Raw genomic sequence first — 25,665 nt, forward strand, 5'->3', positions numbered from 1 at the left:
AGTCTGGGCCGTGTCTCAGTCCCAGTGTGGCCGATCACCCTCTCAGGTCGGCTACGCATCGTCGCCTTGGTGAGCCGTTACCTCACCAACTAGCTAATGCGCCGCGGGCCCATCCTATAGCGACAGCCGAAACCGTCTTTCAGTCTCTTGCCATGAAGCAAAAGAGATTATTCGGTATTAGCCCCGGTTTCCCGGAGTTATCCCAAACTATAGGGTAGGTTGCCCACGTGTTACTCACCCGTCCGCCGCTAACGTCAAAGGAGCAAGCTCCTTTTCTGTTCGCTCGACTTGCATGTATTAGGCACGCCGCCAGCGTTCGTCCTGAGCCAGGATCAAACTCTCCATAAAAGAAATTTGATTAGCTCAAATTGTTTTGCTGGCATCATGTTTGATGTCCAAAATTGCGTTTCGTTCACTAACCGAAGCTAGTTACTTAAAACTTCATTGATTACGTTTTGCTTGTTCAGTTTTCAAGGTTCATTTAGTAACCATCTCTCGACAGCAACTTTTAAATTATAACACTTCTTCTTTTTCGTTGTCAACACTTTTTCGAAAATATTTTTCAAATCATCGGAGACAACTTTTAAATTATATTATAATCAATCGTTTGTGTCAACATCTTTTTTCAAATTGTTTTTGAAGTTCGATGTCGTTGATTGCATTGTCTTAACGACAAGTAATAATTTATCACGTTGGAAAGCACTTCGCAAGTGTTTTTTAAACAAAATCTAATTTTATTTAATAAACTTGCTTTAATAAGCTATTTTGCGCATTTACGAGAATCGCGAATCATAGTATCTTTCCTTATTTATTATTTGTTTTACTATACATCTCTTTCTATTAAATCTCAATATCTTAAATTACAATACTACTTACTTTTCAAGTTAAATATAGCTCATAAAAAAACTACAAATTTAAATATGTTGTTTAGGTCTTAGAAGGTTTTATAAAAATGCAATAAATGAAAATAAGCAGGCGCTAAAGTAGAAGTACTTTAGCGCCTGCTTATTTCTAATATGTCCCTATTTTATTTCATTACCTTGAGGGTCAACTATATTTAAACACCACAAGAAGTTATCCCATGCAGAATACCAGCCACTAAAGATTTCAGAAGAATCGTCCCAACGAACATCAAATTTCTTATGGCCATCTATTTCTACTAAATATAAAGTAAGAGTCTCGTCTTTTTTAGCAACGACTAATTTCATACCATGCTCGAGCTCTTCCTCTGTAAACGGAACATCAGAAACAGAACGTAATTGTGCCTGTTCAAATACTTGTTTGTTAATAATTTTGTAATTCATTATAAGCCCCCAATAAAATACTTCTTTTTTATACTTATTGTATTTGAAAAACATAGAACTATAAAAGTATAACCTAAATATAAACCACGTTTAAACAACTTAATTTTTTTCATTGAACAAAAAGAAGAGAACTCACTATCATGTGAATTCTCCTCTTAATCCATTGACTGCTCTTTAATAGCTCTATAAAGAGCCTACGCAGCAATTTATTTTGTAATATGACGCATTGTTGGGAACAATAATACATCACGAATTGATGGTGAATTTGTTAGTAGCATAATTAAACGGTCAATACCAATACCTAAACCACCTGTTGGAGGCATACCGTATTCTAATGCTTCAATGAAATCATTGTCCATTTCATGTGCCTCATCATTACCTGCTTCTTTTTCTGCCATTTGTGCTTCAAAGCGTTGGCGTTGGTCGATAGGGTCATTTAACTCAGTGAAAGCATTGGCGTGCTCACGACGAACGATAAATAACTCAAAGCGATCTGTAAAACGCTCGTCCTCTGGATTTTTCTTCGCAAGAGGTGAGATTTCTACCGGGTGACCATATACAAATGTAGGCTGTACAAGCGTCTCTTCTACTTTCTGTTCGAAGAATTCATTGATAATATGACCTACTTCGTGAACATCCTTCACTTCAACTCCATGCTCTTTAGCAAGTGCTTGTGCTTGTTCTTTTGTCATCGGCTGCCAGAAGTCTACACCTGTTGCCTCTTTTACAGCGTCAACCATATGAACTCGTTTCCAGCCTACAGCAAGGTTGATTTCATCTTCACCATATTGAACGGATGTTGTACCAAGAACTTCTTGGGCTACATGTGCAATAAGGTTTTCAGTTAGAGACATGATATCTTGATAATCAGCAAATGCTTCATACAGTTCAATCATTGTAAATTCAGGGTTGTGGCGTGTAGAAATTCCTTCATTACGGAACACACGTCCGATCTCGTAAACTTTCTCTAAACCACCAACTATTAAACGTTTTAAATGCAATTCGATGGCAATTCGCATATATAATTCCATATCAAGGGCATTGTGATGCGTAATAAATGGACGCGCAGCTGCGCCACCAGCAATTGTGTGAAGCATTGGTGTTTCTACTTCTAAGTATCCAGCATTATCTAAGTAATTTCGGATTGCACGAATAATTTTCGAACGCGTGATAAATGTCTTTTTGCTATCTTCGTTTGTCATTAAATCTAGATAACGTTGGCGATAACGTTGCTCAACATCCTGTAAGCCGTGGAATTTCTCTGGCATAGGACGTAGCGCTTTTGTAAGGAATGTGAATTCCTCAGCCTTTACAGAAAGTTCCCCCACTTGTGTACGGAACACGTTACCACGCACACCTACGATATCTCCTAAATCAGCTTGTTTAAATAATTCATACGCTTCTTCGCCTACATGATCTTGACGAACATAAATTTGAATTTGACCATTTAAATCTTGAATATGTGCAAAGCCAGCTTTTCCTTTACCACGTTTCGTCATAATACGGCCCGCAATAATTACCTCTTGAAGGTTTTCCTCAAGCTGTTCTTTTGTTTGATCTGCAAATTGTTCACGTACTTCTGTTGATAAATGTGTACGCTCAAAACGGCTTCCAAATGGATCTTGTCCATTTTCTAGTATAGTTGTCATCTTTTGGCGTCTCACCAATAGTTGATCATTTAATTCTTCTATATTTGACACTTGTTTCACTCCTTAAGTAAATTGTCCGCGTTTACGTCCATAATATTTCTATTGTACACAATTTTAGTGCTGTAATCATCTGTTTCAATTTATTTTCAATCCAATACAAAATAATTAATAATTCTAAAAATTAAAGGTGTTGCTGAAAAGGCGCCTCTATTAAATCATAGAGGCGCCCATAATAAAAACTATATAATTAATTCTTTGACTTCTGGAACAATTAATTTAGATTCGCTTTCTTCATACTCCTGTACAAGACTATTTAATAGTACTCGAAGTTCTGCCGCCGTTTCTGTTTGGTTAATAGCATTGCGGGCCTTACCATTGCCTCGGATTCCTTTTAAATACCATGATGCATGCTTACGCATTTCACGTACTGCAATTCCTTCTCCCTTTAATTGAAGAAGTCGTTCAAAGTGTAGTAAACATACGTCCATTTTTTCTCGTACACTTGGCTCTTCTTTTAATTCACCAGTTGCTAGGTATTGCACCGTACGATAGATCATCCATGGATTACCTAAAGCAGCACGTCCAATCATTACTGCATCTACACCTGTAGTTTCCAGCATACGTTTAGCATCTTGGGGTGTTTCCACGTCACCATTACCTAGCACAGGAATGCTGACATTTTCCTTCACTTGACGAATGTAATCCCAGTTCGCTTTACCTTCATACATTTGTACACGTGTACGACCATGAACTGCTACTGCAGCTGCACCTGCACGCTCAACAGCTTGAGCGTTTTCAATTGCAAAGATATGTTCTTCATCCCAACCAATACGCATTTTTACACTAACAGGCTTTTTAACTGCATCTACAACAGCCGCTACCATCTCATATACTTTATTAGGATCAAGTAGTAAACGTGCTCCAGCTTCACATTTTATAATTTTATTAACAGGACACCCCATGTTGATATCAATAATATCAGCAGTCGTATTTTCATCCACATATTTCGCTGCTTCCACTAAGGTTTCTTTATCTCCACCAAAGATTTGCAGTGAAAGAGGATTTTCACGTTCATCGATATAAAGCATACCTAATGTTTTTTCATTTTTTTGGACAATGCCCTTATCACTAATCATTTCAGCGTATACGAGACCTGCCCCAAACTCCTTAACCGTTAATCGGAAAGCAGAGTTACAAATCCCAGCCATTGGCGCTAATACTACTCGGTTGTCCATGACAATATCGCCAATTTGAAATGGCTTCTCTGTTGACTGACCCAACGTTTTTCTTCCTCCTCTATAGGCTTTACCTATTTTCTCTATCTATCGTTAATGCTATACGCTGATAATTCATTCCTATACAAATACTTAATTCACCGCTGACGGCTCATTAAAGTGGTTCCAGAAGATTACGCCTTCCTTTTCACAATCCATTTGCTGTAGCAGATCATGCGCTTGTTGTAGCTGTTCATCGAATGGTGATGGTGTAATCTCTACAAGTGGTACTAGGACGAACGCTCGCTCGTACATTCTTGGATGAGGAACAATTAAATTCTCCGTTTCAATATTCTCTTGATTGTAAAGTAAAATGTCAAGATCAATAACTCTTGGTCCCCAGCGGAATTCTCTTACACGCCCTAATTCCCGTTCGATTTCTTGGCAAATATTCAACATCTCAACAGAAGATATAGCTGTTTTTAGATGAACAGCTATATTTAAAAAATCTGCCTGATCCGTATAACCTACAGCAGCTGTCTCAAAAACAGATGAAACACGAATCAACTCTAGTTCCTTCTTGTCCTTTAAAAGGTCTACTGCGTGCTGAAGATTCTCATATCTCTCCCCCATATTTGTTCCGATAGATAAATAGACATCCTTCATTAGAAATCCCCCCTCGTAACCTCAACAGAGACTTCTTTATAATAACCATGAATAGGTGGGTCTGGTTTAATAAGCTCTACACGAACTCCTTTTACTTTATCAGGATAGGTTGCTAAAATCACATTTGCTATTTTCACAACAAGAGCCTCAATAAGCTTAAATGGTTCACCCTCTACAATATCCCGACATAACGCATATACCTCTGCATAATTTACGGTATAAGAAAGATCATCCGTTTCACCGGCTTTTGTCATGTCTACTGCAAGCGAAACATTTGCTCGAAAGCGTTGGCCTAGAGTGGTTTCAGCTGCTAATACACCATGATAACCATAAAACTGCATGTCCTTTAAATGAATATAATCCATCACGCTTCCTCCTTAAACAAACGTTTACCCACTAATACATCCGTCATATACGTTGCCCGCGCCATTTCCTTTACATCATGAACTCTTATCATATGACAACCCTTTTCAATTCCATAAACCACTGTGGCGCTTGTCCCTTCAAGACGCTCCTCAACAGGTAAGTTCAAGACATTACCAATCATTGATTTACGTGATGTTGCTAATAATACGGGATAGCCCATAGCCACTAAATCCGATAAGTGTTGCATCATAGCTATATTTTGTGCTGTATTTTTAGCAAAGCCGATACCTGGATCTAAGATGATATGATGATCGGGAACTCCCGCTTGCTGTGCAATGGCAATACTTTTTTCTAAATCTGCCTTTGCAGTCGTCCAAAAATCAACACCATAATCCATATTTTCACGGTTATGCATTAAAATGATTGGAACATGTAAGTCTGCAGCAACCTGAGCAATTTCTGGTTCTGCCTTTGCTCCCCAAATATCATTGATGATATGTGCGCCGGCTTCAATTGCGGCACGCGCCACACTTGCTTTATACGTATCAACTGAAATAATGACCTTTACTTCTTGTGCTAACGCTCGAATAACAGGCACGATGCGTGCAATTTCATCTTCATCTGAAATTCGTTCGTACCCAGGACGTGTAGATTCTCCACCTACATCGATAATTTTTGCTCCTTCAGCCACCATTTTTTTTGCTTGAGTAACTGCAGCCTCCACATTGTTATACTTTCCTCCATCAGAGAAGGAGTCCGGTGTAACATTTAGAATCCCCATAACAAATGTTTCTTGTCTATAGTCTAATGTAATACCATTAATCGTTAATGGTTTCGTATATTTTTCTAGCATGTAAACGCTCCTTCTATCCTCGTTCCACTTCTTGAACAAATGCGCTATGCAAAATGGAATAAATAGGTCCTTTATTGCCTAAAAATCGCTGGTTCTCCAAGCTACTAATAGGCACAAGTTCTTGTACTGAATTGGTAATGAAGCATTCCGTACTTTGTAGTAAATCCTCTTTTGTATAAAAGCCTTCCTGTACGTCAAGGTTTAGCGCACTAGCCTTTTCTATAACCCATGCACGAATAATTCCTGGTAAAATACCTGTCTCCAAAGAAGGCGTATATAGTATATCACTTTTTATCCAAAATATATTTGATGTCACACCTTCAGCTACATAGCCTGATTCTGTTAAAAAGAAACCTTCTTGTTGGGCAAGTGATGGCATTTCAAAGCGACCAAGCACGTTATTGCCGTAATGGTGCGATTTAACACGAAAGGCTTGTTCAGGTGTATTGCGTGGTATGGTAAGCCATTGTGCAAACTTTTCAGTACCACGCGGTGTGTCTTGAAGTTCCTTGCGAAAAATGATGATATTAGGTTGTCTATATTCTGTTGGCTGTAATCCAATATTATGTTCACCCGCAGATACATTTAAACGGAAGTAACCATCCTGACCGCCAGCAAGTTGATTTAGTTGTTGCACAGCCTCAAGTAATACACTTTCAGGATAGTTTAAATGAATGTGATATTGTGATAAAGCACGCTGTAATCTTTCCATATGTGCTTCCCAGTAAAATACCTGACCACCATATGTTCGGAACGTTTCAAAAAATCCTAATCCATATAAAAATCCATGATCAAATGGCGAAATTCTCAGATCCTGGGCCGCCATATAGTTTCCGTTCATCCAGCACTGCATCTATTTCACTCCTTCTACATACATTTCTATAAATTGGCGAAGTAGTTGTTTCCCTTGCTCGGTCATAATGGATTCCGGATGATATTGCACACCCTCAATAGGATATTCCTTATGACGTAAACCCATAATTTCTCCTTCTTCTGTCCAAGCTGTTACTTCTAGACACGCTGGTAATGTCTCCTTATCGACAATAAGAGAATGATAGCGAGTTGCTTGGAATGGATTTGGCATGCCTTTATGCAAACCTACTTCAGCATGCAGCACGGGTGATGTCTTCCCATGCATTAAACGTTCCGCTTGTATGACATGACCACCAAACACTTGTGCAAGTGCCTGATGTCCAAGACAAACCCCTAAAATCGGAATATTTCCCGCGAAATATTTAATAATGTTCAGGCTTTCCCCTGCCTCATTTGGACTACATGGCCCTGGAGAAATAACAATCATATCTGGCGCAAGTTGTTCTATTTCTTCTACTGTAATAACATCATTACGTTTTACTACTATGTCATGACCAAATTCGCCCAAATATTGGACGATGTTATAAATAAATGAATCGTAGTTATCGATCATTAAAATCATTTTACTCGCTCCTCTGCCATTGCCTTTGCCTGCCACATTGCCTTCGCTTTATTTAAAGATTCCTGATACTCTCTTTCCGGAACAGAGTCAATGACAATGCCTGCTCCAGCTTGAATATGCGCAACCCCATCTTTTACAAACGCTGTACGGATTACAATATTAAACTCCATATCACCTGTAAAGCCTAGCCAGCCAATTGAGCCTGTATATAAACCACGTCGTACAGGCTCCAATTCTTCAATAATTTCCATAGTGCGGATTTTTGGTGCTCCTGTAATTGTGCCACCTGGGAACATCGCACGAATAACGTCTGCATTCGTTTTCCCTTCTGCTATTTCTCCACGCACATTCGAAACGATATGCATAACATGCGAATAGCGCTCAATAACCATAAACTCATCCACTTTCACTGTTCCATAGGTAGATACGCGTCCTAAATCATTGCGCTCTAAATCCACTAACATCACATGCTCAGCACGTTCTTTATCATTATCAATTAATTCTTGAGCCAATGCTAAATCTTCCTCTTCGGACTTTCCTCTTGGTCGAGTGCCAGCGATTGGTCTCGTCGACAACTCATTGCCTTGACGCTTGACTAGTAACTCTGGCGATCCAGAAACAACAGAGAAATCAGGTGCTTCAATATAAGCCATATATGGTGACGGATTAAACGCTCGTAGTGCCTCATAGACATCTAGTGCAGTTGCATTGAGTTTCTTAGACTGACGAACAGATAAATTCACCTGAAAGACATCACCTTGCGCGATATACGTTTGGATTTTTTTAACCGCTGCCTCGAAATCGTCGCCTGCAAATGAAACAAGCAACTCATTTTCATCATTCTTAACTTCTATAGCGGTTGTTTTCTCAAATTTTCGCGCGTCTAATCCAGCCTGTGCTGCAACCTGCCAGATGTTAGCCCATTCTTCCAAGTTAACCTCATTCTCTTCTAACTTCATAAGTGTCACTGTATTCGTTTTCACATCATGTACGGCCCAGCAATCAAAGATATAATAATAGATATCTGGCACTTGTAAATCATCTGTTGCCGTATTAGGAAGCTCCTCAATTTTACGAGCATAATCATACGACACAAATCCAATAGCCCCTCCCTGAAAAACAGGTAGCTCTCCATTATAAGAAACCTGATATTCCGCCACAAGCTCTTCCAGTAAGTCGAGGGACTCCCCTTGTAAAACTTCCTGTCTGCCATTTCTCCAATTGACCAAAAGCCCACCATCTACTGATCGTGCGGTAGCTAATGGATTCCACGCAGCTATTGAAAAATGTCCACCACGTCCACTTTCTAAAAACACATGCGCTTGCTGCGTCTCTGTCTGCCTTTTATAGCTATAAAAAAATGAATCTGCATCCATCGTTAATGTTTTTGTAAGTATTGTTTTCAAGTTATTTTCCCCTTTAAACATATGCTGTGATTCCATCTTAACTTGATTATTACACAGAAGCGAATATTTTTATAATTTTCATAGTGTCCAAGTTTTTGCACTAAAAAAGGCCCCTTTATAAAGGAGCCCTTACATAAAAAATTGAATTAGTCTTCAAATTGATATAAAGGTGTTGATAGATAACGCTCACCATTAGAAGGCACAATAGCAAGGACATTCGAACCCTTACCTAAACGTTTTGCCGCTTCAATTGCAGCATAGATTGCAGCACCAGATGAAATACCACATAGGATTCCTTCTTCACGTGCTACTTTACGTGCTACTTCAAAAGCCACCTCATTTTCAACAGGGAATACTGAAGAATAGACTTCCGTATCTAAAACTGCTGGTACAAATCCAGCACCAATTCCTTGAATTTTATGTGGTCCTGGTTGACCACCAGAAAGAACTGGTGAATCCTTTGGTTCAACTGCAATGATTTCAATGTTTGGATACTTTTCTTTTAAGACCGCACCAGCACCAGTAATTGTACCTCCAGTGCCAACTCCAGCTACAAAAGCATCAAGTGTTAAGCCATCAAATGCTTCTACAATTTCTGGGCCTGTTGTTAAACGGTGAATTACCGCGTTCGCAGGATTTGTAAATTGTTGTGGTAGGAAGTAGCCATGTTCTTCTGATAGTTCTTCCGCTTTAGCAATTGCACCTTTCATACCTGCTGGACCAGGCGTTAATACAAGCTCTGCACCATAAGCACGCAATAAATTACGACGCTCTAAGCTCATTGTTTCTGGCATAACTAAAATGGCTTTATAACCTTTGGCAGCGGCAATCATTGCAAGACCAATACCTGTATTACCAGATGTCGGCTCAATAATTGTACCACCAGGTTTTAATGTTCCGTCTTTTTCGGCAGCTTCGATCATGGCTAAAGCTAGACGGTCTTTCACCGAGCTTCCCGGATTAAAATATTCTAATTTTACATACACAGTACCTTCATTTTCACTTGTTGCATGGTTTAATTTTACAATTGGTGTTTTACCAACTAATTCAGCTACCGAGTTTGCTAATCTACTCATTTACTAATCCACTCCCAATCCCTACTATTTTTATAGGTTTTACTTATTTTGTATTTTATCAATTTTTCCATTCGATTGTCAATAAATAAAACTCATATTTTCAGAATATTTATCATTGCTTTGAAAAGGAAAAACCTTATCCTCTGCTAAAGAAAAAGAACCTGCATTTATTGGGTAATTCACTACGAATGCCTGTAAGTTTGATCAGACTCATTGTACCCCGCAAAACCTGCAGACTCTTTTCATGTATTATTTTTCTTTTTTAGTCTCTCCATAATACCAAGTAGCATCAAATTCAGACCAAAATGCTTCTGGCGTAACAGATTGCGGTAATTGCTCTAAAGCTAATTCTCGCTCAATATGTTCTTTCACATCGTCATATGTAAAGGATTGTCCTTCTAATACCTCTTGTACTTGAACAATGCCATAATGACCATTATCTAACTTAAAGGCTTTACTTACCTCATTTGCCTTTAGTGATTTTACAGTATTAATAATTGCAGGGTCTACATTTTCCTGATTTTCTGTAAGGAAACCAATATCCCCTCCTAAACTCGCTGAAGCACTATCAACAGAAATTTCTCGTGCCAGCACTGTAAAGTCAGAGCCATTTTTCAATTCACCCAGTGCCTCATCAGCAGCTTTTTTTGAATCGACCTCAATAAAATTCGTACGATAGCTTGTTTTTGTATTATATAAGCCTTGATTTTCTTCATAATACTTTTCAACGTTTTCTTCCTCTATCACTACGTCTTTCGTGAGTACCTTATCCAATATAAGCTGTGATCGAATCTTTTGGCGTAGTTGCTCTGCCGAAAGATTTTGCATGGCTGTATCAAACTTATCTTGAGCAGATCGCATTAACGCTAATTCAAGATCAATTTCTTTATCAGTAACTTTAATTTTATATGTTTTTGCGGCTTTTTCCATTACCGTTTCATTTACTAAATTTTGGAGTGTTTCTTTACCATATCGTTCTTCCATAGCAATCATCCACTCTTGGCGTGTGATAACATCCCCGTCAATGGCAGCGACTTGTTCGTCGCTACCAATTTCCTGACCTTTGTTCGGGATCAACCAACTAATGAACCATAATACATTTCCTAATAACAAAACGGCTATGACAGCTAAAGCAGGCTTTGTCTTTAAACGACGTTGCAATAAAGGAGTTTGGTTTGGTGTTACATTGGTTGAAGGTCGACGATTACGCGTTGAGCTCATCGATAAACCCTTCTAGCTCATCTTTAGAAAAGCTATATGTCTCTAAGCAGAAGTGACATTGTGCCTCTGCACCGCCGTCCTCATCAATCATTTCTCTAATTTCTGCTGTTCCTAGACCTAAAATTGCCGCACCAAACCGCTCTTTTGAACATTGACATTTAAATTCAACTGGCATGGAATCTAAAATTTGTAGATGTCCATTTCCTAATACAGCTTCTAAAATTTGCTCTGGTGTAAAGCCTTTTTCAATCATTTTTGAAACAGGCTCTATTGTAGCAAGATGTTGCTCAATTTCAGTTATCGTTTCTTCCTCACAGCCTGGCATTAATTGAAGTATAAATCCGCCGGCTGCAAGTATAGTGTTGTCTGGATTAACTAATACGCCTAAACCTACAGATGATGGTACTTGCTCAGATGTAGCAAAATAATAAGTAAAATCTTCAGCAATTTCGCCTGAAACAATTGGTGTTTGTCCTGAAAACATATCTCTTAAACCAAGGTCTTTAACAATTGTAAGAGCACCTTCTGTTCCAACACCTGCTCGAACATCTAGCTTACCTTGCTCGTTTAAATCAAAGTGAACATGAGGGTTTGTCACAAATCCACGCACTTCTCCATGTGCATTACTATCAATTACCATTGGGCCAATTGGACCGTTGCCCTCAATTTTAATAGTGATTTTCTCTTCACCTTTTAGCATGGCTCCCATCATAACAGCCGCTGTCATTGATCGACCTAAAGCTGCCGATACAACTGGCCATGTATCGTGACGGCGTTGCACTTCTCCTACTGTGGCTGTTGTGCGTGCTGCAAACACACGAACTTGTCCATTAAATCCTAAACCTCTTACTAAATAATCACTCATAAATGGAATGTCCCTCATTTCCTATTGGTTACGTTTATAGAGCTTATATAAACCCTTTAACGTTAAAAATGGATCTACAACTTCTATAATTTGTGTCTCCCCTGCGATTAGATTTGCTAATCCACCTGTAGCAATAACTAATGGCTCCTCTTTACTTTGTGCTTTTATACGATTAACAATGCCCTCAACTTGCCCGACAAAGCCATAAAAAATTCCCGCCTGCATGGCAGAAACGGTCGTTTTCCCCACGATATGTGTAGGTCGAACGATTTCAATACGTGGCAATCTTGCAGCTTGTGTATAAAGAGCCTCTGTAGAAATAGTGATGCCTGGCGCAATAGCTCCACCCATGTAATCACCCTTTTCGTTCAAGTAACAATAGGTTGTTGCTGTCCCAAAATCAACTATGATACAAGGGGCCTTATATAAATCTAGAGCTGCTATGGCATTCACTATTCGATCAGACCCAACCTCACGTGGATTTTCGTATTTAATATTTAAACCTGTTTTCACACCTGGTCCTACTACCAAAGGCTTTTTTCGAAAATACTTTTGGCACATCGCCTCTAGTGAAAACATAATTGGTGGCACAACTGAGGATATAATAATGCCTGTTATTTGTTCAAATGAAATGCCTGCATGATTAAAAAATGAAAGAACTTGCATGGCGTATTCATCTTCTGTTTTATGAAGATCCGTCACCATACGCCAATGGAAGGCTAATTGATCGTTGTCATCATAGACACCTAATACAATATTTGAATTCCCTGCATCTAAAACTAAAATCAAGAATGACACCTCCCATCGTCATTGTAACTTTTGCAATCCTCATATTACAACATTCTCTCTAGCTGGAATGAGGATAAAACACTTTAGAAAATGATACCATACTTTTTCTCTTGATTCAGCAGATGTTGTTTGTACTACAAGTGAAGATAAACACCTATATTTTTTTTAAAAACAATTGTATGTTATCATCCCTCTTTAAAAAGAGGCTCCCCAAGTATGGTAGCCTCTCTTACAATCATTTGAAATTAAATTTTTCTGGATCTGGGCCACAACGTAGTCCGTCGTTCATTGCATCTAACTGTGCCATTTCCTGCTCAGTTAACGTAAAATCAAAAACGGCCAGGTTTTCAACCATACGTGCTGGTGTCATCGTTTTTGGAATCGTAACAACATCATGTTGCACATCATAGCGAAGTACAATTTGTGCAGGCGTTTTTCCATATTTTGATGCTAGTTCTCGAATCAATGCCTCTTCCAGTAGAGAACCATTCATCAACGGAGACCATGCCTCCACCTGTATGCCCTTATCCTTACAGTAGGCACGTACTTCCTCCTGTATTAAGTGCGGATGGAATTCAATTTGATTAATAACAGGGACGACAGTCGTTTCCTTCAAAAGGCTTTCTAAATGGTATACGTGGAAATTACTAACACCAATCGATCGTACTCGACCATCCTGGTAAATCTTTTCTAGTGCTTTATAAACCTCAATAAAATTTTGGTCTATTCCAGGCCAATGTACTAAATATAAATCCAAATAGTCTAATCCTATTTTTTCTAGACTGCTGTCATAAGCCGCAAGTGTTTCTTCATAGGAAAGTCCATCGTTCCAAACTTTCGATGTTATAAATAATTCTTCACGAGTTACTAAGCCTTCTTCAATGGCTGCTCGTATTCCTCGTCCAACACTTTCTTCGTTGCGATATACTTGTGCTGTATCAATACTACGATAACCTTTTACTATAGCTGTTTTGACTGCTTCAGCTAGGTCATCTCCTTCGGGTACTCGAAAGACACCATAACCAACCAATGGCATTTTAAGACCATTATTCAATACAACTTTTCCCACGCGTATACACTCCTATCTGCTTTGGCTAACATCTCTCTAAATGGCAGAGTTGTATGCAGCTTGTCTTTTTTACTACTCTATCCTAATGCTTATTAGTAAGAAAAGGCAAAGAAAAAGACTGCTTACTGAACTAGTAAACAGTCTTCCCTATTTTTAATCACGTTTTTCATCGATACCCTTAGGCGCATCATTCGGTTCTTTACGTTCTTTTGCTAAATCCAAAGTTGTTGGATTTGACTCTTTACTTAGTAGCTCTTTTTCAACAACTGGTTCGCCAATAGTATCTAATGTAGGCTTTGCTTCAATCTTTGGAGTGTTCTCCTCAATTTTTTCTGTAGCCTCAGGTTCTGGTAACACACCATGATCACGTAAATGCTCAATTTCTTGTGCATTTAATGTTTCTTTTTCCATTAGTGTATTGGCAATTAAATCAAGCAAGTGACGTTTTTCCGTAAGGATACGCTTAGTTCGCTCATATTGTGTATCAATAATTTTTTGCATTTCTTTATCAATTTCATAGGCTATTGAATCAGAATAGTTTTGGTCAGAATTAAAGTCGCGGCCAAGGAATACATTACCACCTTGACTTGAACCAAATTGCATAGCTCCAAGATTCTCACTCATTCCATATTCAGTAACCATAGCACGGGCAATGCTTGTAACCTTTTGGAAATCGTTATGTGCTCCCGTAGAAACTTCACCAAGAACAATCTCTTCAGCTACACGACCACCAAGAAGACCTGCAATACGATCTAAAAGCTCTTGCTTTGTCGTAAAGAAGCGCTCTTCCTTCGGTAACATAATCGCATATCCACCCGCTTGCCCCCGAGGAACAATTGTTACTTTGTGTACTGTATCAGCCTCATCTAGCTCAAGACCAACGACTACGTGGCCAGCTTCATGGAAGGATACCAGTTTCTTCTCTTTCGCAGAATATACGCGACTGGCTTTTGCAGGACCAGCAATTACTCGGTCTGATGCTTCATCAATATCTGCCATATTTATAGTGCGCTTACTTTTTCGAGCAGCTACAAGCGCCGCTTCGTTAAGTAGATTTTCTAAATCCGCACCTGAGAAACCTGGCGTACGTTGAGCAACAGCTGCTAAATCAACTGTATCTGCTAAAGGCTTATTACGTGCATGTACTTTAAGAATTGCCTCACGTCCTTTTACATCAGGATGCCCTACTGTAATTTGACGGTCAAAACGACCTGGACGTAATAATGCTTTATCTAAAATATCAGGGCGGTTTGTTGCGGCAATGATAATAATTCCTTCATTGGCACCGAAACCATCCATTTCAACTAATAACTGGTTTAATGTTTGTTCACGTTCATCATGACCTCCACCAAGACCAGCACCACGTTGACGACCTACTGCATCAATCTCATCGATAAAGATGATACATGGAGCATTTTTCTTAGCATTTTCAAATAGATCTCGAACACGTGAAGCCCCAACACCGACAAACATTTCTACGAAGTCAGAACCTGAGATAGAGAAGAATGGAACACCTGCTTCACCTGCTACTGCTCGTGCAAGTAATGTTTTACCTGTACCTGGAGGACCTACAAGTAAGATACCCTTTGGAATACGGGCACCAATTTCAGTGAACTTGCGATGGTCTTTTAAGAATTCTACCACCTCAACAAGCTCTGCTTTCTCTTCATCAGCACCTGCTACATCTGTAAAACGTACTTTTTTCTTCTGATCATCATAAAGTTTAGCTTTACTTTTACCAAAGCTCATCACTTTATTACCGCCACCTTGAGATTGACTCATTAGGAAGAAGAATAAGAAAATGATGATAATGAAAGGAATAATTCCTGTAAAGAATTGAATCCATCCACTTGTTTCTGGTGCTGCTAAAAAACTAATATTACTATTTTTATCCTTAGCAGCCTCATCGATGCGGTCCATTAAAGATTGGTTTTCACGAGGGATGTTTGTAGTAAAGCTTTCCCCTTTTTCATACCCCTTCAGTGTTCCTTCAACGACATAAACTGATTTATCAGGTTGAATTGTAGCACTTGTTATTTCTTTCTTATCTAGAGCTTCTTGAAACTCATGATAAGTTAATTCTTTCGTTGGGGATTTTCCACCATTGAAAGTACCAAAAATACCGATTATCACTAGGAAAATCAGTAGATAGAATATGGTATATCGAAATATTCGATTCATCTCCAGCCTCCTCATTACAAACAGAAAAATTATAAGTAAAATCTTAACATATCATGATTTCATCATACAACGAAAAGCCCTACTTAAAAAATGTTTCGTTCACCTATTGCCGTTATCACAACAGTTTTTAGGCCATCTTTATATGTCCCAGCGTAATTGTACCTGTTCCTCGGGCTCGATATAGCTAAACATTGTGTCAAGATTTTGAATTATGTTCAACATAACTAAAAATACGTGACCTGCGCTGGAGACCTTTTCTTTTTATAGCTGGTCTTTTGTATCTTAGAAAGAATATACCTCAGGCTTTAAAATACCAATATAAGGTAAGTTACGATATTTTTCAGCGTAATCTAAGCCATATCCTACAACAAAACCATCTGGCACTTCGAAACCAACATAGTCAGCAGACAAATTCACTTTCCGACCTGATGGTTTATCAAGTAATGTAACAATTTTAATGGACTTTGCTTTGCGATATTTAAATAAATCTACTAGATAGCTTAAAGTTAAACCACTATCAATAATGTCCTCGATAATTAATACGTCACGTCCCTCAACGCTTGTATTCAAATCCTTTAAAATCTTCACTTCACCAGATGACACGGTAGCATTACCGTAGCTAGACACATCCATAAAATCAAGTTCGATGAAAGAATCGAATCGTTTCATGAGGTCTGTCATAAATGGCATTGCCCCTTTCAGTACGCCAACAGCTAATGGAAATGCATCTTTGTATTCCTCTGTTAATTGCGCGCCTAAGTCTGCAATTCTTTCTTGCAATTGTTCTTCTGTAATCATAATTTTTTCGATGTCGTTTTGTAACATATCGATTCCTCCTCGTGATGTATCAAAAAATCTTCACCCTATTTCGGTGAAATATTTTACAAAGACCTTAGTCTACGATGAGCACTGTATCATCGTTTGGTTGCGGAGTGGTTGAAAAAAATATTCCCATACGCACACCAATTACCGCTACCACCTCATCAGATTGAGAAATCAGTAACGGCCAGCTATTTCGCTCATTTAAAGGAATCTTTTCATCTATAAAAAGGCGAGATAAGCGTTTTGGCTGATCCATTCCTTTTAACAGCATTCTATCTCCATCCCTGCGTGCCCGAACATAGAGCGGTAGGTGGAGTTTGCTAGCGTTAAAATAAAAAAGTTGTGCAGTATCCGTCAGCAATTCAGACGATAAATCATGCAAATTGACTACGCGTAAGCGCTCACCATTTGTCAGTGTTGTCCAGCCATTAGCAGTTGAAATAACCTGTTTCTCAGGAGAAGCTAGGCCTTCTAACGGCTTCTTTTTCTGAATCGTTAAATTTCCATAACGGCGAACTGCTAGAAAATCTTCAGGTAAGTGAATTTCAGCATACCCTGCTGTTGTATCACAAAGCTTTAAAATTGAAGTCAATAAGGCATAACTTTGTATCGTATTTGAATCTTTGTAAAGATAGTTTAATAGTATTAAAATGAGCCTCCTTTGTAAAGCAAGTGGTACCAATTGAAATGCCTCAATTTCCATGCGATATGTATTTTCATTATTTCTTATGATGATTTGGGAAAATACATCTTGGGCCAATGTCATTAAAAAGGTATCATCTTCTTGCAATTGCTTTGTGAAATGGGTCACCTGTTCAGTCACTCGCGGATTCTCTGCCTGCAGTAAAGGCACTACATGATGTCTAAAACGATTACGTACATAGGTATCTTTAGAATTGCTAGCATCTTCTCGATAATCTAAACCTTTTCTAAGTAAATATTCCCCTATTTCAGACTTTGTAACCGTTAAAAACGGACGAATTAATGATTTTCCTCCAAAAATTCTTTGAGGACGTATGCCCTGCATGCTATTCATTGTTGCATTTTTTGTAAGGGCCATTAATACTGATTCCAGTTGGTCATCCGCATGATGTGCAGTTACAAGCTTATTAGCATTTGTTTTTTGCAGAACTTCTTTGAAAAATTGATACCTTTCCCTACGACAAATTAGCTGTGTATTACCGTTCTCCTGTGCCAATATTGTAGGTATAGGAATTTCCTTGGCATGTAAGTAAACACTATTAGCGTCACAATATTTTTGAACAAAAGCCCTATCCTCAGAAGAGGCTTCTCCTCTCAACATATGATCAACATGTACGGCTTCTACCTGAATGTTCCACTGCTCCTGTGTTTGAATAAAGTAATGAAGTAAAGCCATAGAATCTACCCCACCCGAAACGGCGATGAGAAGATGGTCGCCTTGCTGTAATAATTGCTCTTCTTCTATAAATGCTTTGACCTTTAATTCAAATGACAAACGCTTCTCCTCCCCTTTTCGTTGTTAGTTTAAGATGATTTACTCATTGAATACTGAGCTGGTCTAAAGACAGCCCATGTCGGTACAACATGTGTCACCTCTAACATTAATACTGTACAATCATCTTCTATTTCAAAATAACCTTGGAATGATTGCATAATGGTTGTTAGTTTTTCTTGAATCGTTTTATTTGTACTTGCTACCTGCTGTGCGAAAGCTAAAAATGTTTCCTCTTGTTCATCCCAATCAGCTACACTTGAGAACAGTCCATCTGAATGCATTAAAATAACATCACCTGCCTTCAGTTTTCTTTTTTCAGCTTCTACTGCTGATATAGATAAGAATCCTACAGGTGCTGCATTACTTTCAACTTTCAGTACCTCTTTTCCACGCAAAATGTAGGTTGACATTCCACCCGCCTTCCACGACCACAAATCTCCGTGCTGTAAATCGACAAGTGCAAAATCAAGCGTTGCATACATATCATCTTGCTGCTTTAATGCCATGACATAATGGAGCGTATGCATCGCAGTTTCTGGATTCATATTGTAATTTAGACACTCTCGCATTAAATGAATCAATTTTCTACTTTCATGTTGTGCTTCTTTACTTTGCCCCATACCATCAGACAGCAATATCGCAAATAATCCTGGATGCAATTGGAAAAGGGCGTGAGAATCACCCGAATATAGTGTTGCATCTTTAGACATGCTATATATATCATACTCTACTTCAAAGCTAATAGCTGATCTAAAGCAAATTTGAACATGACGAAATGGTATTTCACAGGCTACTACTTTTTCAATTTCAAAAGGTTCATCAAAAATTTCATAAAGAATCGGCAAAATCATACGTTCAGCTAATGTCGTATCTTTCTCCCAGTTGACACGTGCTGGTGCTAAGGCACAAACAATCTTTCTTGCCCCAGGCTTATTGCTTAGGACATCAAGTTGAAAACATTCAATATTGGCTTTCTTTAAGCGTTCAACAATGTCCTTCTCAACACTTACAAAAGAAATTGTATCTTCCTTCATCTCAGCAATTAACTGATTTAAATGATTGCTCATATCGCGCAGTTGAAGGGCAATCATTTTTTTACCATGGAAATACTGCCCGTTGATTCGTTCTCTATAAAGTTCTGTATCTAATTCCTCAAAGATTTTCGTGGACTTCACACATTTATAGCGTATTTGTTCTTCAACACGATGAATAGCTGATTCCTTGCCTACTCCTTTCATATGAAACCAATCTGTCATCAGCTTGTCCATACCATTATTTTGCGCACCCCAGCAATGATCATAACGGAAACAACTTAAACAAGTATTCATTGGTGCTACTTCCTTCGCCGCTTCAACTGGTGCTGTCATAAAGCGATCAAACACAAGTTCCTTCATGAATTGCACAAAATGCTGAAAGTGCTCTAATTTATACGTTACATGTTCCGTTAACCAATTCTGTCGGGCTAGTAAAACTTCCTCTCGTTGTGGAAAGAGCTTGTCCCTTACTCTATCTGAATATTTCTTGGGAATGGTTAGAAATAAAATACTCCCAATGGCAATTGAGGTGAAATAAACACTATCCAAGGGCAATGTGGCGTCATAAAATAAAAAAAACACACTAGGTAAAATACTACCGATAGCAACACCAAATCTACCACCTTTCGCTCCCATACCTGCACACAATCCAGTTAAGGTAGCCACCGATAGCATACCGGTAAACGAAAGCTTGGCCACACCAATAAGCGTCCCTAGCACTGCTCCAATGACAGTTGCTAACGGAACACTTCCAACCAATGCGCCAAAACAGATAAAGAGCTGCAGTAAAAAAATAGGGAGAGAAAAATAGCTAATTACAACCGTTTGCATTCCAGTAAGCATGGCTGCAAAGACGACTAATCCCGAACCCAGCTTTTCATATGTCCAATGCGTCGTAAACCATTCATACGAATTAACAAATAATACTTGCATAAACAATGTCATAATAAGAGCTAAAGCTGCTTCACAGCCCACATAAAATTGTACAAGCACGGGTGGTAAACCCTGATACATCACCCCTTGCCACATTATTTGTACCAGTAATACAGCTAAAGACACCGCAATACTTTGGGGCAGTTGCCAGTAACGAAAACGCATAATACATTCATACAGGATAATTTGTAAAGCGAGAATTAAGACTTGTCCAAAGCCCAAGAAAAAGCAACCCGCTAAACTCCCAAATAATACGAATTTGGCATACTCCCTATATTTTGTTCGAATAATGGCCCAAAAAGGAACTGAGAACGGTACAGCCGCTTCAAATACAACAGATTGAGCCAAGAAAAAGGCGGTTAAAAAAAAGAGAGAGCCTATTAGGATCTGCTTCTTTTTCAAACCTATTTTTTGGTCATCTACATTCGTTGTATTATACCATTCAATACTTGTCATTTAACTATCCCCTTTCCGCACTTTTGGTTATTATAAAAAATTATGTGTGGAAAGATTGTCTGACGTTGACAGAAAAAAATATAAATATTTCGACTAATAGCTATTCATAAATACGAGAATTGGCAACAATTTCTATAGCTAAAGGCTTTTGATCAATATAAATATCGGAAAATTCACTTATTGAATCTATATAATAATCAATTACTATTCATCTTAAAGCCTATTTTGAAGGGATTTTACGTACTATTAATGGTTTGATTCAGCTCTTCTCTAGGATATATTTCTACGTAAGAACAAAAAATCCGCTAAAATATTCTTCTATAGTTAAATGTCCTGAAATATCTTTAAATATTTTTTCAAACCTACTTGACACTAGCACAATTGGCTTGTATTATTTAACTTGTTGCTTAAACGACATGCGGAAGTAGTTCAGTGGTAGAACACCACCTTGCCAAGGTGGGGGTCGCGAGTTCGAACCTCGTCTTCCGCTCCATTTCTAAATTTGGCGGCCTAGCTCAGCTGGCTAGAGCGTACGGTTCATACCCGTAAGGTCGGGGGTTCGATCCCCTCGGCCGCCACCATATAGGCCCGTTGGTCAAGTGGTTAAGACACCGCCCTTTCACGGCGGTAACACGGGTTCGAATCCCGTACGGGTCATCTCAAATAGGTATCTCAGAACTAGATTCTGAGATACCTATTTTTAATTTACAATCTATTTATACCATCTACTTATTTCTTTGCAAATTCTATCCGCTAGCTCAAGTAAAGCTATGTGACAGAATATAAAAGTATGGCATACTAGTAAAAACAGCGTTTTTAGGAGGTTTAATTCCCTTGAGTGCATTAACAAAAGCTGCTTTAATTTGTGGAAGTGGCTCAATGATTATTCTTATTTCAATTCTAATAAACTTACCGTTTTTTGTTCAAATAATCTTATTGCTTGGTGGACTAGCTGTGAGTGTATATGGTGTTGCTTTACTTGTCAAAATGGTTATCCATCCAGTGAAGAAAGAATCCATTAGTCTTACCGATGAAAAAACGATAACACCCACAAAAAAGAAAAAGAGACCTTCTTCTACTTTATAGGTATATTAAAAAAGGGAGTAGCTTTTTAAAAAGCTACTCCCAACTCTATTTCATACACTTTTTCTACGATTAAAACAGTCAGCAAACTACCCTCTTCTAGCTCCGCGACCTCCGCGTTTTGATTCTGTAGCACGTTTAAGTGTTGCTAGACGTTCATCACTATCTTTTAAGAAGCGTGCCATTTTTTGCTCAAAATTTTCTTTTGGCTGGTGGCGTTCGTTGCGATCATTAGAACGATTATCACGACGTGGACGTGCTGGACGCTCTGGTCTTTCAGCTTGAGGCTTTGCTTTACGGATTGAAAGACCAATCTTTCCGTCCGCTTCAACATTCATCACTTTTACTTCAACTTCATCTCCAACTTTTAGATGCTCATTGATATCTTTTACATAATTGTCAGCAACTTCACTAATGTGAACTAAGCCTGTTTTGCCATCTGGCAGCTCAACGAATGCTCCAAAATTTGTGATTCCTGTTACTTTACCTTGTACCTTGCTGCCTACTTCAATTGACATAAAAAAAATGCTCCTCCTTAAAAATTAAGCGACTCTTTTGAGCCATGTAATCAATTTAATCAAACTTTTTACTGCAATAAGCTTCTCTTTTCATTATATATAACAATAAAAGAGTGTCAACAATACATAGCTTTTCAGTCGTCTTTTTTATCTTCCTTATCTGGAATGATGAAAATAATCTCACCTTTTTCCGATAAGTAGTACTCTTTTCTTAATAGCTTTGCGATATATTCATCATCCTGCAATTGTTTGATTTTAAGATTTAATGTATCTTGTTCTTCTTTCAATTCAGTGAGATGCCGATTCGCTTCTTCCTTGGATTTCTCTTTTGCTGCTAATGTTTCATTCTGATGTGACAGCACATTTAAGAGAAGAGCAATAATAATGACTGGTACAATCGCAAAAAAGACAATACGACGCATCTTACGTTTTCGAGCCTGTTGTTTGCGATTTATAGCTCTATCCGTGCTACGGACATAGTCATTATCAAGCTTAGTGAAGTTTTGGGATTCATCATTTGATGAATGACGTCTAGTCATGTCCGCACCTCCGATAATTATTGTTGCTTTTTATTATACTTCAAATATCGTAGTTTTTTAAAAAAAGTGTAGGACAAATACGAATAAATTTTGACAAAAGGTCTTATAACAAACATAACAATATTTATTAATAATTGCAAAATTTGTCGAATAACCGTAATTATAAAGCGTACTATGAACCAAAAGGGTCTCCATGTTATATTCACCAAAATTCTAGCAACGAAACGTAAAAAGGTTTGAAAAAATGATTGATACAAAAAAATTCCGGCTATTTGCGCTAGCGGGTCGTAAGCCCGCCAAGCGCCATCTTTTAGCCAAAATAATAAATAGTATGTCAACCCTCCTAGTAGAATCCACGTTATTAACTCAACAACCATCATCCACTTTCGAAGGCTTGACCTTTTTGGAGTTGAAAAAACAATGAGCCTTATACTATCAATTATGAAACCAACTGCTATACCGCTCAAAACCATGACAATTAATTGATAAAATTGTTCACTGACAATCATCCAAATAACTTATGAAGGAAACCTTTCGAGAAGCCGCTTTCCTCCTCGTCGTACTGTAAAGTTTTTACAGTTCCTTCAAGTGTCAATAATCCTTTGTCAACATCTAAATGAACGATATGCAGTTCCTCTCCACGGATTAACAAGTGCCCTTGGGACGTCTTAATGAAAAACTCTTCCTGATCAAAGCGTTCAATTGATTTTACAGAGGTCATGTCCATTCTTTTACGATTACGAATCGTTAAAATATGCTCTCCAGATGGAATTGTGTAACGATTACTTTCTTGATGTAGCGTCATTTTTTTCCTCCTTTAGTCGTCCTAGCTTCTGTTCACTTTATGCGGACAACCTTCAAAGAATGACAACTTTATTTAAGTTGTGTAATATTTTCACCTACAAAAAGAAAGGCTGGACAACATTAGGAGGGCTAGAAATTAAATTTAGCTTTATTCCTCATCATCAATAAATTCAGGCTCAATCTTTTCAAGTCGTTCTTCTTTCAAAATGGTAAACATTTTTGCTGCATCTTCTTTTTTCACAGTATCACGTATTTCTTCTACACGTGCCGTTACTATTTTTTGACCAAAACGGATAGCAAGCTCATCACCAGCTTTCACTGTACTACTTGCTTTTGCAATCTTTTCATTGATTGTAATACGTCCTTGATCGGCCACTTCTTTAGCTAAAGTACGGCGTTTTATTAAACGGGATACTTTTAAAAACTTATCTAATCTCATAATCTTACTCCTTTTCTAGTTGCTTTGCTTCATTCCAAAATGCATCTAATTGTTCTAATGTAAAATCGGAAAATGGTTTTCCACTTGCCTTTACCTGTTGCTCAACATAGCCGAAACGTCTTGCAAATTTCTCATTTGCATGTAGCATGGCTTCTTCTGGTGATAATTTATAGAAACGTGCTAAGTTTACTAATGTGAACAATACATCACCAAATTCATCAAGACGGGACGAATTAGAGCCTTTCGTCACCTCATGGCGAAATTCCTGCCATTCCTCGGTAAATTTATCCCATGCTCCCTCCACATTTGGCCAATCAAAGCCCACTTGTGCTGCTCTTTTTTGATAATTGTAGGCTGTTTGTAAAGCAGAAGATGCTCTATACGCTTCGTTTAATAACGGTTTATCGCTAGTTCCCTTTTCTTCAGCCTTGATGGCCTCCCAATTAGCCACAACACCCTCCGCATCTTCTACTGCAACATCCCCAAAAACGTGTGGATGGCGACGAATCATTTTTTCACTAATTGAAGCTAACACATCTTCTAGTGTAAAGTAGCCTTGATCTTCTCCTATTTGTGCATGTAAAAATACTTGTAACAACACATCGCCAAGTTCCTCAATCATGGCAAAATCATCTTCAGCATCAACCGCTGCCAAGTATTCATGTGCTTCTTCAAGTAAGTATTTTTTCAACGACTCATGTGTTTGCTTTTGATCCCAAGGACAGCCATTTGGGCCTCTCAGCGTTGCAATGATTTGGCGGAATGTTGTCCAATCTCTTAATGACTCCTCCTGTGATTTTACAGGTGGTACATAGACTGTTGTTAAATTATTTACTTCTACACTTTGATCGAGTTCATAGAGCGGCACTGTGACAATCTGTTCTTGTGAAGATCCAGCAGCTGTCACAACTGTTACAGGATACTCATCATCATATTTCTCCATCAACGTCAGCTTCACTTCTGATGCACTGAATGTATCGTATACTTGAGCAATCAAGATGTGCTGACGCATGTTAATGTCATGCATTGAAAAGCTAGTACCATCAAGTAATTGAAAGCCTTCAATTGGATCGATTTTTAAGGCACCAAAAATGGGATCTAAGAAACTCTGACCACCCTCAATGACTAGCTCAATTTTCCCTTCATTTGCTGCGGCAATAAGTAATTGCACTGTTTGCTCTGCAACTAATGGGTGCCCTGGCACAGCATACATAACATCCTCAACAGCGGTAGCTTTCATAAGAGAATCAGCTATTTCCGCATAAACAGGTTGAAATGTATCGTGTTTTTCATACACATTGTCAAAACTTTCGAATACCACACCCTCTGCTGCTAATTCCTCTAAAACCGGATGATCCACTGTCCGTACATATAATTTTTTTGCAGCCTTTAATTTTTTATAAACACCCATTTGCAGCTGATTAAAGTCACCTGCACCTAAACCAATAATTGATAATGTATTCAAT

Annotated in this window: 25 protein-coding genes, 3 tRNA genes and 1 rRNA gene; 4 read left to right on the forward strand and 25 right to left on the reverse strand. The window is 38.4% G+C overall.

The annotated features are described in order from the left end of the window. From JIN86_RS22690 to JIN86_RS22780, 19 genes are all read right to left on the reverse strand, one after another. A 16S ribosomal RNA gene (locus JIN86_RS22690) occupies positions 1–348 on the reverse strand; the annotation flags it as partial. A 674-nt stretch (positions 349–1,022) separates the two neighbouring features. Beyond that, entirely contained in the window at positions 1,023–1,304 is a 282-nt protein-coding gene (locus tag JIN86_RS22695) for a hypothetical protein (RefSeq protein WP_004229116.1), read from the reverse strand. A gap of 206 nt (positions 1,305–1,510) precedes the next feature. Further along, a complete protein-coding gene (gene lysS, locus JIN86_RS22700; protein ID WP_192807154.1) occupies positions 1,511–3,013 on the reverse strand; it encodes a lysine--tRNA ligase in 1,503 nt (500 codons plus the stop codon). A gap of 179 nt (positions 3,014–3,192) precedes the next feature. Then, positions 3,193–4,233 (reverse strand): tRNA dihydrouridine synthase DusB, encoded by a 1,041-nt coding sequence (dusB, locus tag JIN86_RS22705; protein WP_004229121.1) that lies wholly within the window; start codon positions 4,231–4,233, stop codon positions 3,193–3,195. 87 nt (positions 4,234–4,320) lie between these two features. Continuing rightward, positions 4,321–4,833 carry a 2-amino-4-hydroxy-6-hydroxymethyldihydropteridine diphosphokinase gene (gene folK / locus JIN86_RS22710; RefSeq protein WP_202342946.1) on the reverse strand — a complete coding sequence of 171 codons (513 nt, stop codon included), beginning with the start codon at positions 4,831–4,833 and terminating at the stop codon, positions 4,321–4,323. Further along, complete coding sequence (gene folB, locus JIN86_RS22715; RefSeq protein WP_004229125.1) at positions 4,833–5,198, reverse strand: dihydroneopterin aldolase; 366 nt, start codon at positions 5,196–5,198, stop codon at positions 4,833–4,835. Before folB ends, folK begins: the two co-directional genes overlap by 1 nt. Beyond that, positions 5,198–6,052 (reverse strand): dihydropteroate synthase, encoded by an 855-nt coding sequence (gene folP / locus JIN86_RS22720; RefSeq protein ID WP_004229126.1) that lies wholly within the window; start codon positions 6,050–6,052, stop codon positions 5,198–5,200. Before folP ends, folB begins: the two co-directional genes overlap by 1 nt. A 13-nt stretch (positions 6,053–6,065) precedes the next feature. Then, positions 6,066–6,905, reverse strand: a complete 840-nt coding sequence (gene pabC, locus JIN86_RS22725) for an aminodeoxychorismate lyase (protein WP_004229128.1) — start codon at positions 6,903–6,905, stop codon at positions 6,066–6,068. Further along, positions 6,906–7,487 carry an aminodeoxychorismate/anthranilate synthase component II gene (gene pabA, locus JIN86_RS22730; RefSeq protein ID WP_202342947.1) on the reverse strand — a complete coding sequence of 194 codons (582 nt, stop codon included), beginning with the start codon at positions 7,485–7,487 and terminating at the stop codon, positions 6,906–6,908. Next, positions 7,484–8,914, reverse strand: a complete 1,431-nt coding sequence (gene pabB / locus JIN86_RS22735) for an aminodeoxychorismate synthase, component I (protein ID WP_004229131.1) — start codon at positions 8,912–8,914, stop codon at positions 7,484–7,486. Before pabB ends, pabA begins: the two co-directional genes overlap by 4 nt. Before the next feature lie 125 nt (positions 8,915–9,039). Then, a complete protein-coding gene (gene cysK, locus JIN86_RS22740; protein ID WP_004229133.1) occupies positions 9,040–9,969 on the reverse strand; it encodes a cysteine synthase A in 930 nt (309 codons plus the stop codon). A 249-nt stretch (positions 9,970–10,218) separates the two neighbouring features. Beyond that, positions 10,219–11,190, reverse strand: coding sequence for a peptidyl-prolyl cis-trans isomerase (locus tag JIN86_RS22745; RefSeq protein ID WP_004229134.1), 972 nt, complete (start codon positions 11,188–11,190; stop codon positions 10,219–10,221). Further along, positions 11,174–12,055: an Hsp33 family molecular chaperone HslO gene (gene hslO / locus JIN86_RS22750; RefSeq protein ID WP_009373570.1), complete on the reverse strand. Its 882-nt coding sequence runs from the start codon at positions 12,053–12,055 to the stop codon at positions 11,174–11,176. The genes JIN86_RS22745 and hslO overlap by 17 nt, the downstream gene beginning before the upstream one ends. A gap of 21 nt (positions 12,056–12,076) precedes the next feature. Further along, complete coding sequence (locus JIN86_RS22755; RefSeq protein WP_202342948.1) at positions 12,077–12,844, reverse strand: type III pantothenate kinase; 768 nt, start codon at positions 12,842–12,844, stop codon at positions 12,077–12,079. Between the two features lie 235 nt (positions 12,845–13,079). After that, positions 13,080–13,913: an aldo/keto reductase gene (locus tag JIN86_RS22760; protein ID WP_370568744.1), complete on the reverse strand. Its 834-nt coding sequence runs from the start codon at positions 13,911–13,913 to the stop codon at positions 13,080–13,082. Positions 13,914–14,066: 153 nt separating this feature from the next. Continuing rightward, positions 14,067–16,094 carry an ATP-dependent zinc metalloprotease FtsH gene (gene ftsH / locus JIN86_RS22765; protein ID WP_202342949.1) on the reverse strand — a complete coding sequence of 676 codons (2,028 nt, stop codon included), beginning with the start codon at positions 16,092–16,094 and terminating at the stop codon, positions 14,067–14,069. Positions 16,095–16,376: 282 nt separating this feature from the next. Further along, positions 16,377–16,919, reverse strand: coding sequence for a hypoxanthine phosphoribosyltransferase (gene hpt, locus JIN86_RS22770; protein ID WP_004229145.1), 543 nt, complete (start codon positions 16,917–16,919; stop codon positions 16,377–16,379). A 67-nt stretch (positions 16,920–16,986) separates the two neighbouring features. Beyond that, positions 16,987–18,393: a tRNA lysidine(34) synthetase TilS gene (tilS, locus tag JIN86_RS22775; RefSeq protein WP_004229147.1), complete on the reverse strand. Its 1,407-nt coding sequence runs from the start codon at positions 18,391–18,393 to the stop codon at positions 16,987–16,989. 29 nt (positions 18,394–18,422) lie between these two features. Next, positions 18,423–20,816: a SpoIIE family protein phosphatase gene (locus tag JIN86_RS22780; RefSeq protein ID WP_202342950.1), complete on the reverse strand. Its 2,394-nt coding sequence runs from the start codon at positions 20,814–20,816 to the stop codon at positions 18,423–18,425. Positions 20,817–21,234: 418 nt separating this feature from the next. On the opposite strand from JIN86_RS22780, the gene JIN86_RS22785 reads away from it, so the two are divergent. The 4 genes from JIN86_RS22785 to JIN86_RS22800 all read left to right on the forward strand — a co-directional run bounded on the left by JIN86_RS22785 (position 21,235) and on the right by JIN86_RS22800 (position 21,902). Next, a tRNA-Gly gene (locus tag JIN86_RS22785) sits at positions 21,235–21,309 on the forward strand. Positions 21,310–21,320: 11 nt separating this feature from the next. Continuing rightward, a tRNA-Met gene (locus JIN86_RS22790) sits at positions 21,321–21,397 on the forward strand. A 4-nt stretch (positions 21,398–21,401) separates the two neighbouring features. Further along, positions 21,402–21,473, forward strand: a tRNA-Glu gene (locus JIN86_RS22795). A gap of 177 nt (positions 21,474–21,650) precedes the next feature. Further along, positions 21,651–21,902 carry a hypothetical protein gene (locus tag JIN86_RS22800; RefSeq protein ID WP_202342951.1) on the forward strand — a complete coding sequence of 84 codons (252 nt, stop codon included), beginning with the start codon at positions 21,651–21,653 and terminating at the stop codon, positions 21,900–21,902. An 86-nt stretch (positions 21,903–21,988) separates the two neighbouring features. On the opposite strand, the gene JIN86_RS22805 is transcribed toward JIN86_RS22800, so the two are convergent. The 6 genes from JIN86_RS22805 to yabN all read right to left on the reverse strand — a co-directional run bounded on the left by JIN86_RS22805 (position 21,989) and on the right by yabN (position 25,664). After that, positions 21,989–22,417 (reverse strand): S1 domain-containing RNA-binding protein, encoded by a 429-nt coding sequence (locus tag JIN86_RS22805; RefSeq protein WP_004229154.1) that lies wholly within the window; start codon positions 22,415–22,417, stop codon positions 21,989–21,991. Positions 22,418–22,551: 134 nt separating this feature from the next. Next, on the reverse strand, positions 22,552–22,956 hold the full coding sequence (locus JIN86_RS22810; RefSeq protein WP_004229155.1) for an FtsB family cell division protein: 405 nt from the start codon (positions 22,954–22,956) through the stop codon (positions 22,552–22,554). Between the two features lie 17 nt (positions 22,957–22,973). Next, positions 22,974–23,465 (reverse strand): spore cortex biosynthesis protein YabQ, encoded by a 492-nt coding sequence (yabQ, locus tag JIN86_RS22815; RefSeq protein ID WP_048395335.1) that lies wholly within the window; start codon positions 23,463–23,465, stop codon positions 22,974–22,976. Further along, complete coding sequence (yabP, locus tag JIN86_RS22820) at positions 23,462–23,761, reverse strand: sporulation protein YabP (RefSeq protein WP_004229167.1); 300 nt, start codon at positions 23,759–23,761, stop codon at positions 23,462–23,464. Before yabP ends, yabQ begins: the two co-directional genes overlap by 4 nt. Before the next feature lie 147 nt (positions 23,762–23,908). After that, on the reverse strand, positions 23,909–24,199 hold the full coding sequence (locus tag JIN86_RS22825; RefSeq protein WP_004229169.1) for an RNA-binding S4 domain-containing protein: 291 nt from the start codon (positions 24,197–24,199) through the stop codon (positions 23,909–23,911). 4 nt (positions 24,200–24,203) lie between these two features. Next, entirely contained in the window at positions 24,204–25,664 is a 1,461-nt protein-coding gene (yabN, locus tag JIN86_RS22830) for a bifunctional methyltransferase/pyrophosphohydrolase YabN (RefSeq protein WP_202342952.1), read from the reverse strand. Position 25,665: the final 1 nt, after the last annotated feature.

This window comes from Lysinibacillus sp. HST-98, assembly GCF_016757845.1.
GTDB classification, from domain to species: Bacteria; Bacillota; Bacilli; order Bacillales_A; family Planococcaceae; genus Lysinibacillus; species Lysinibacillus capsici.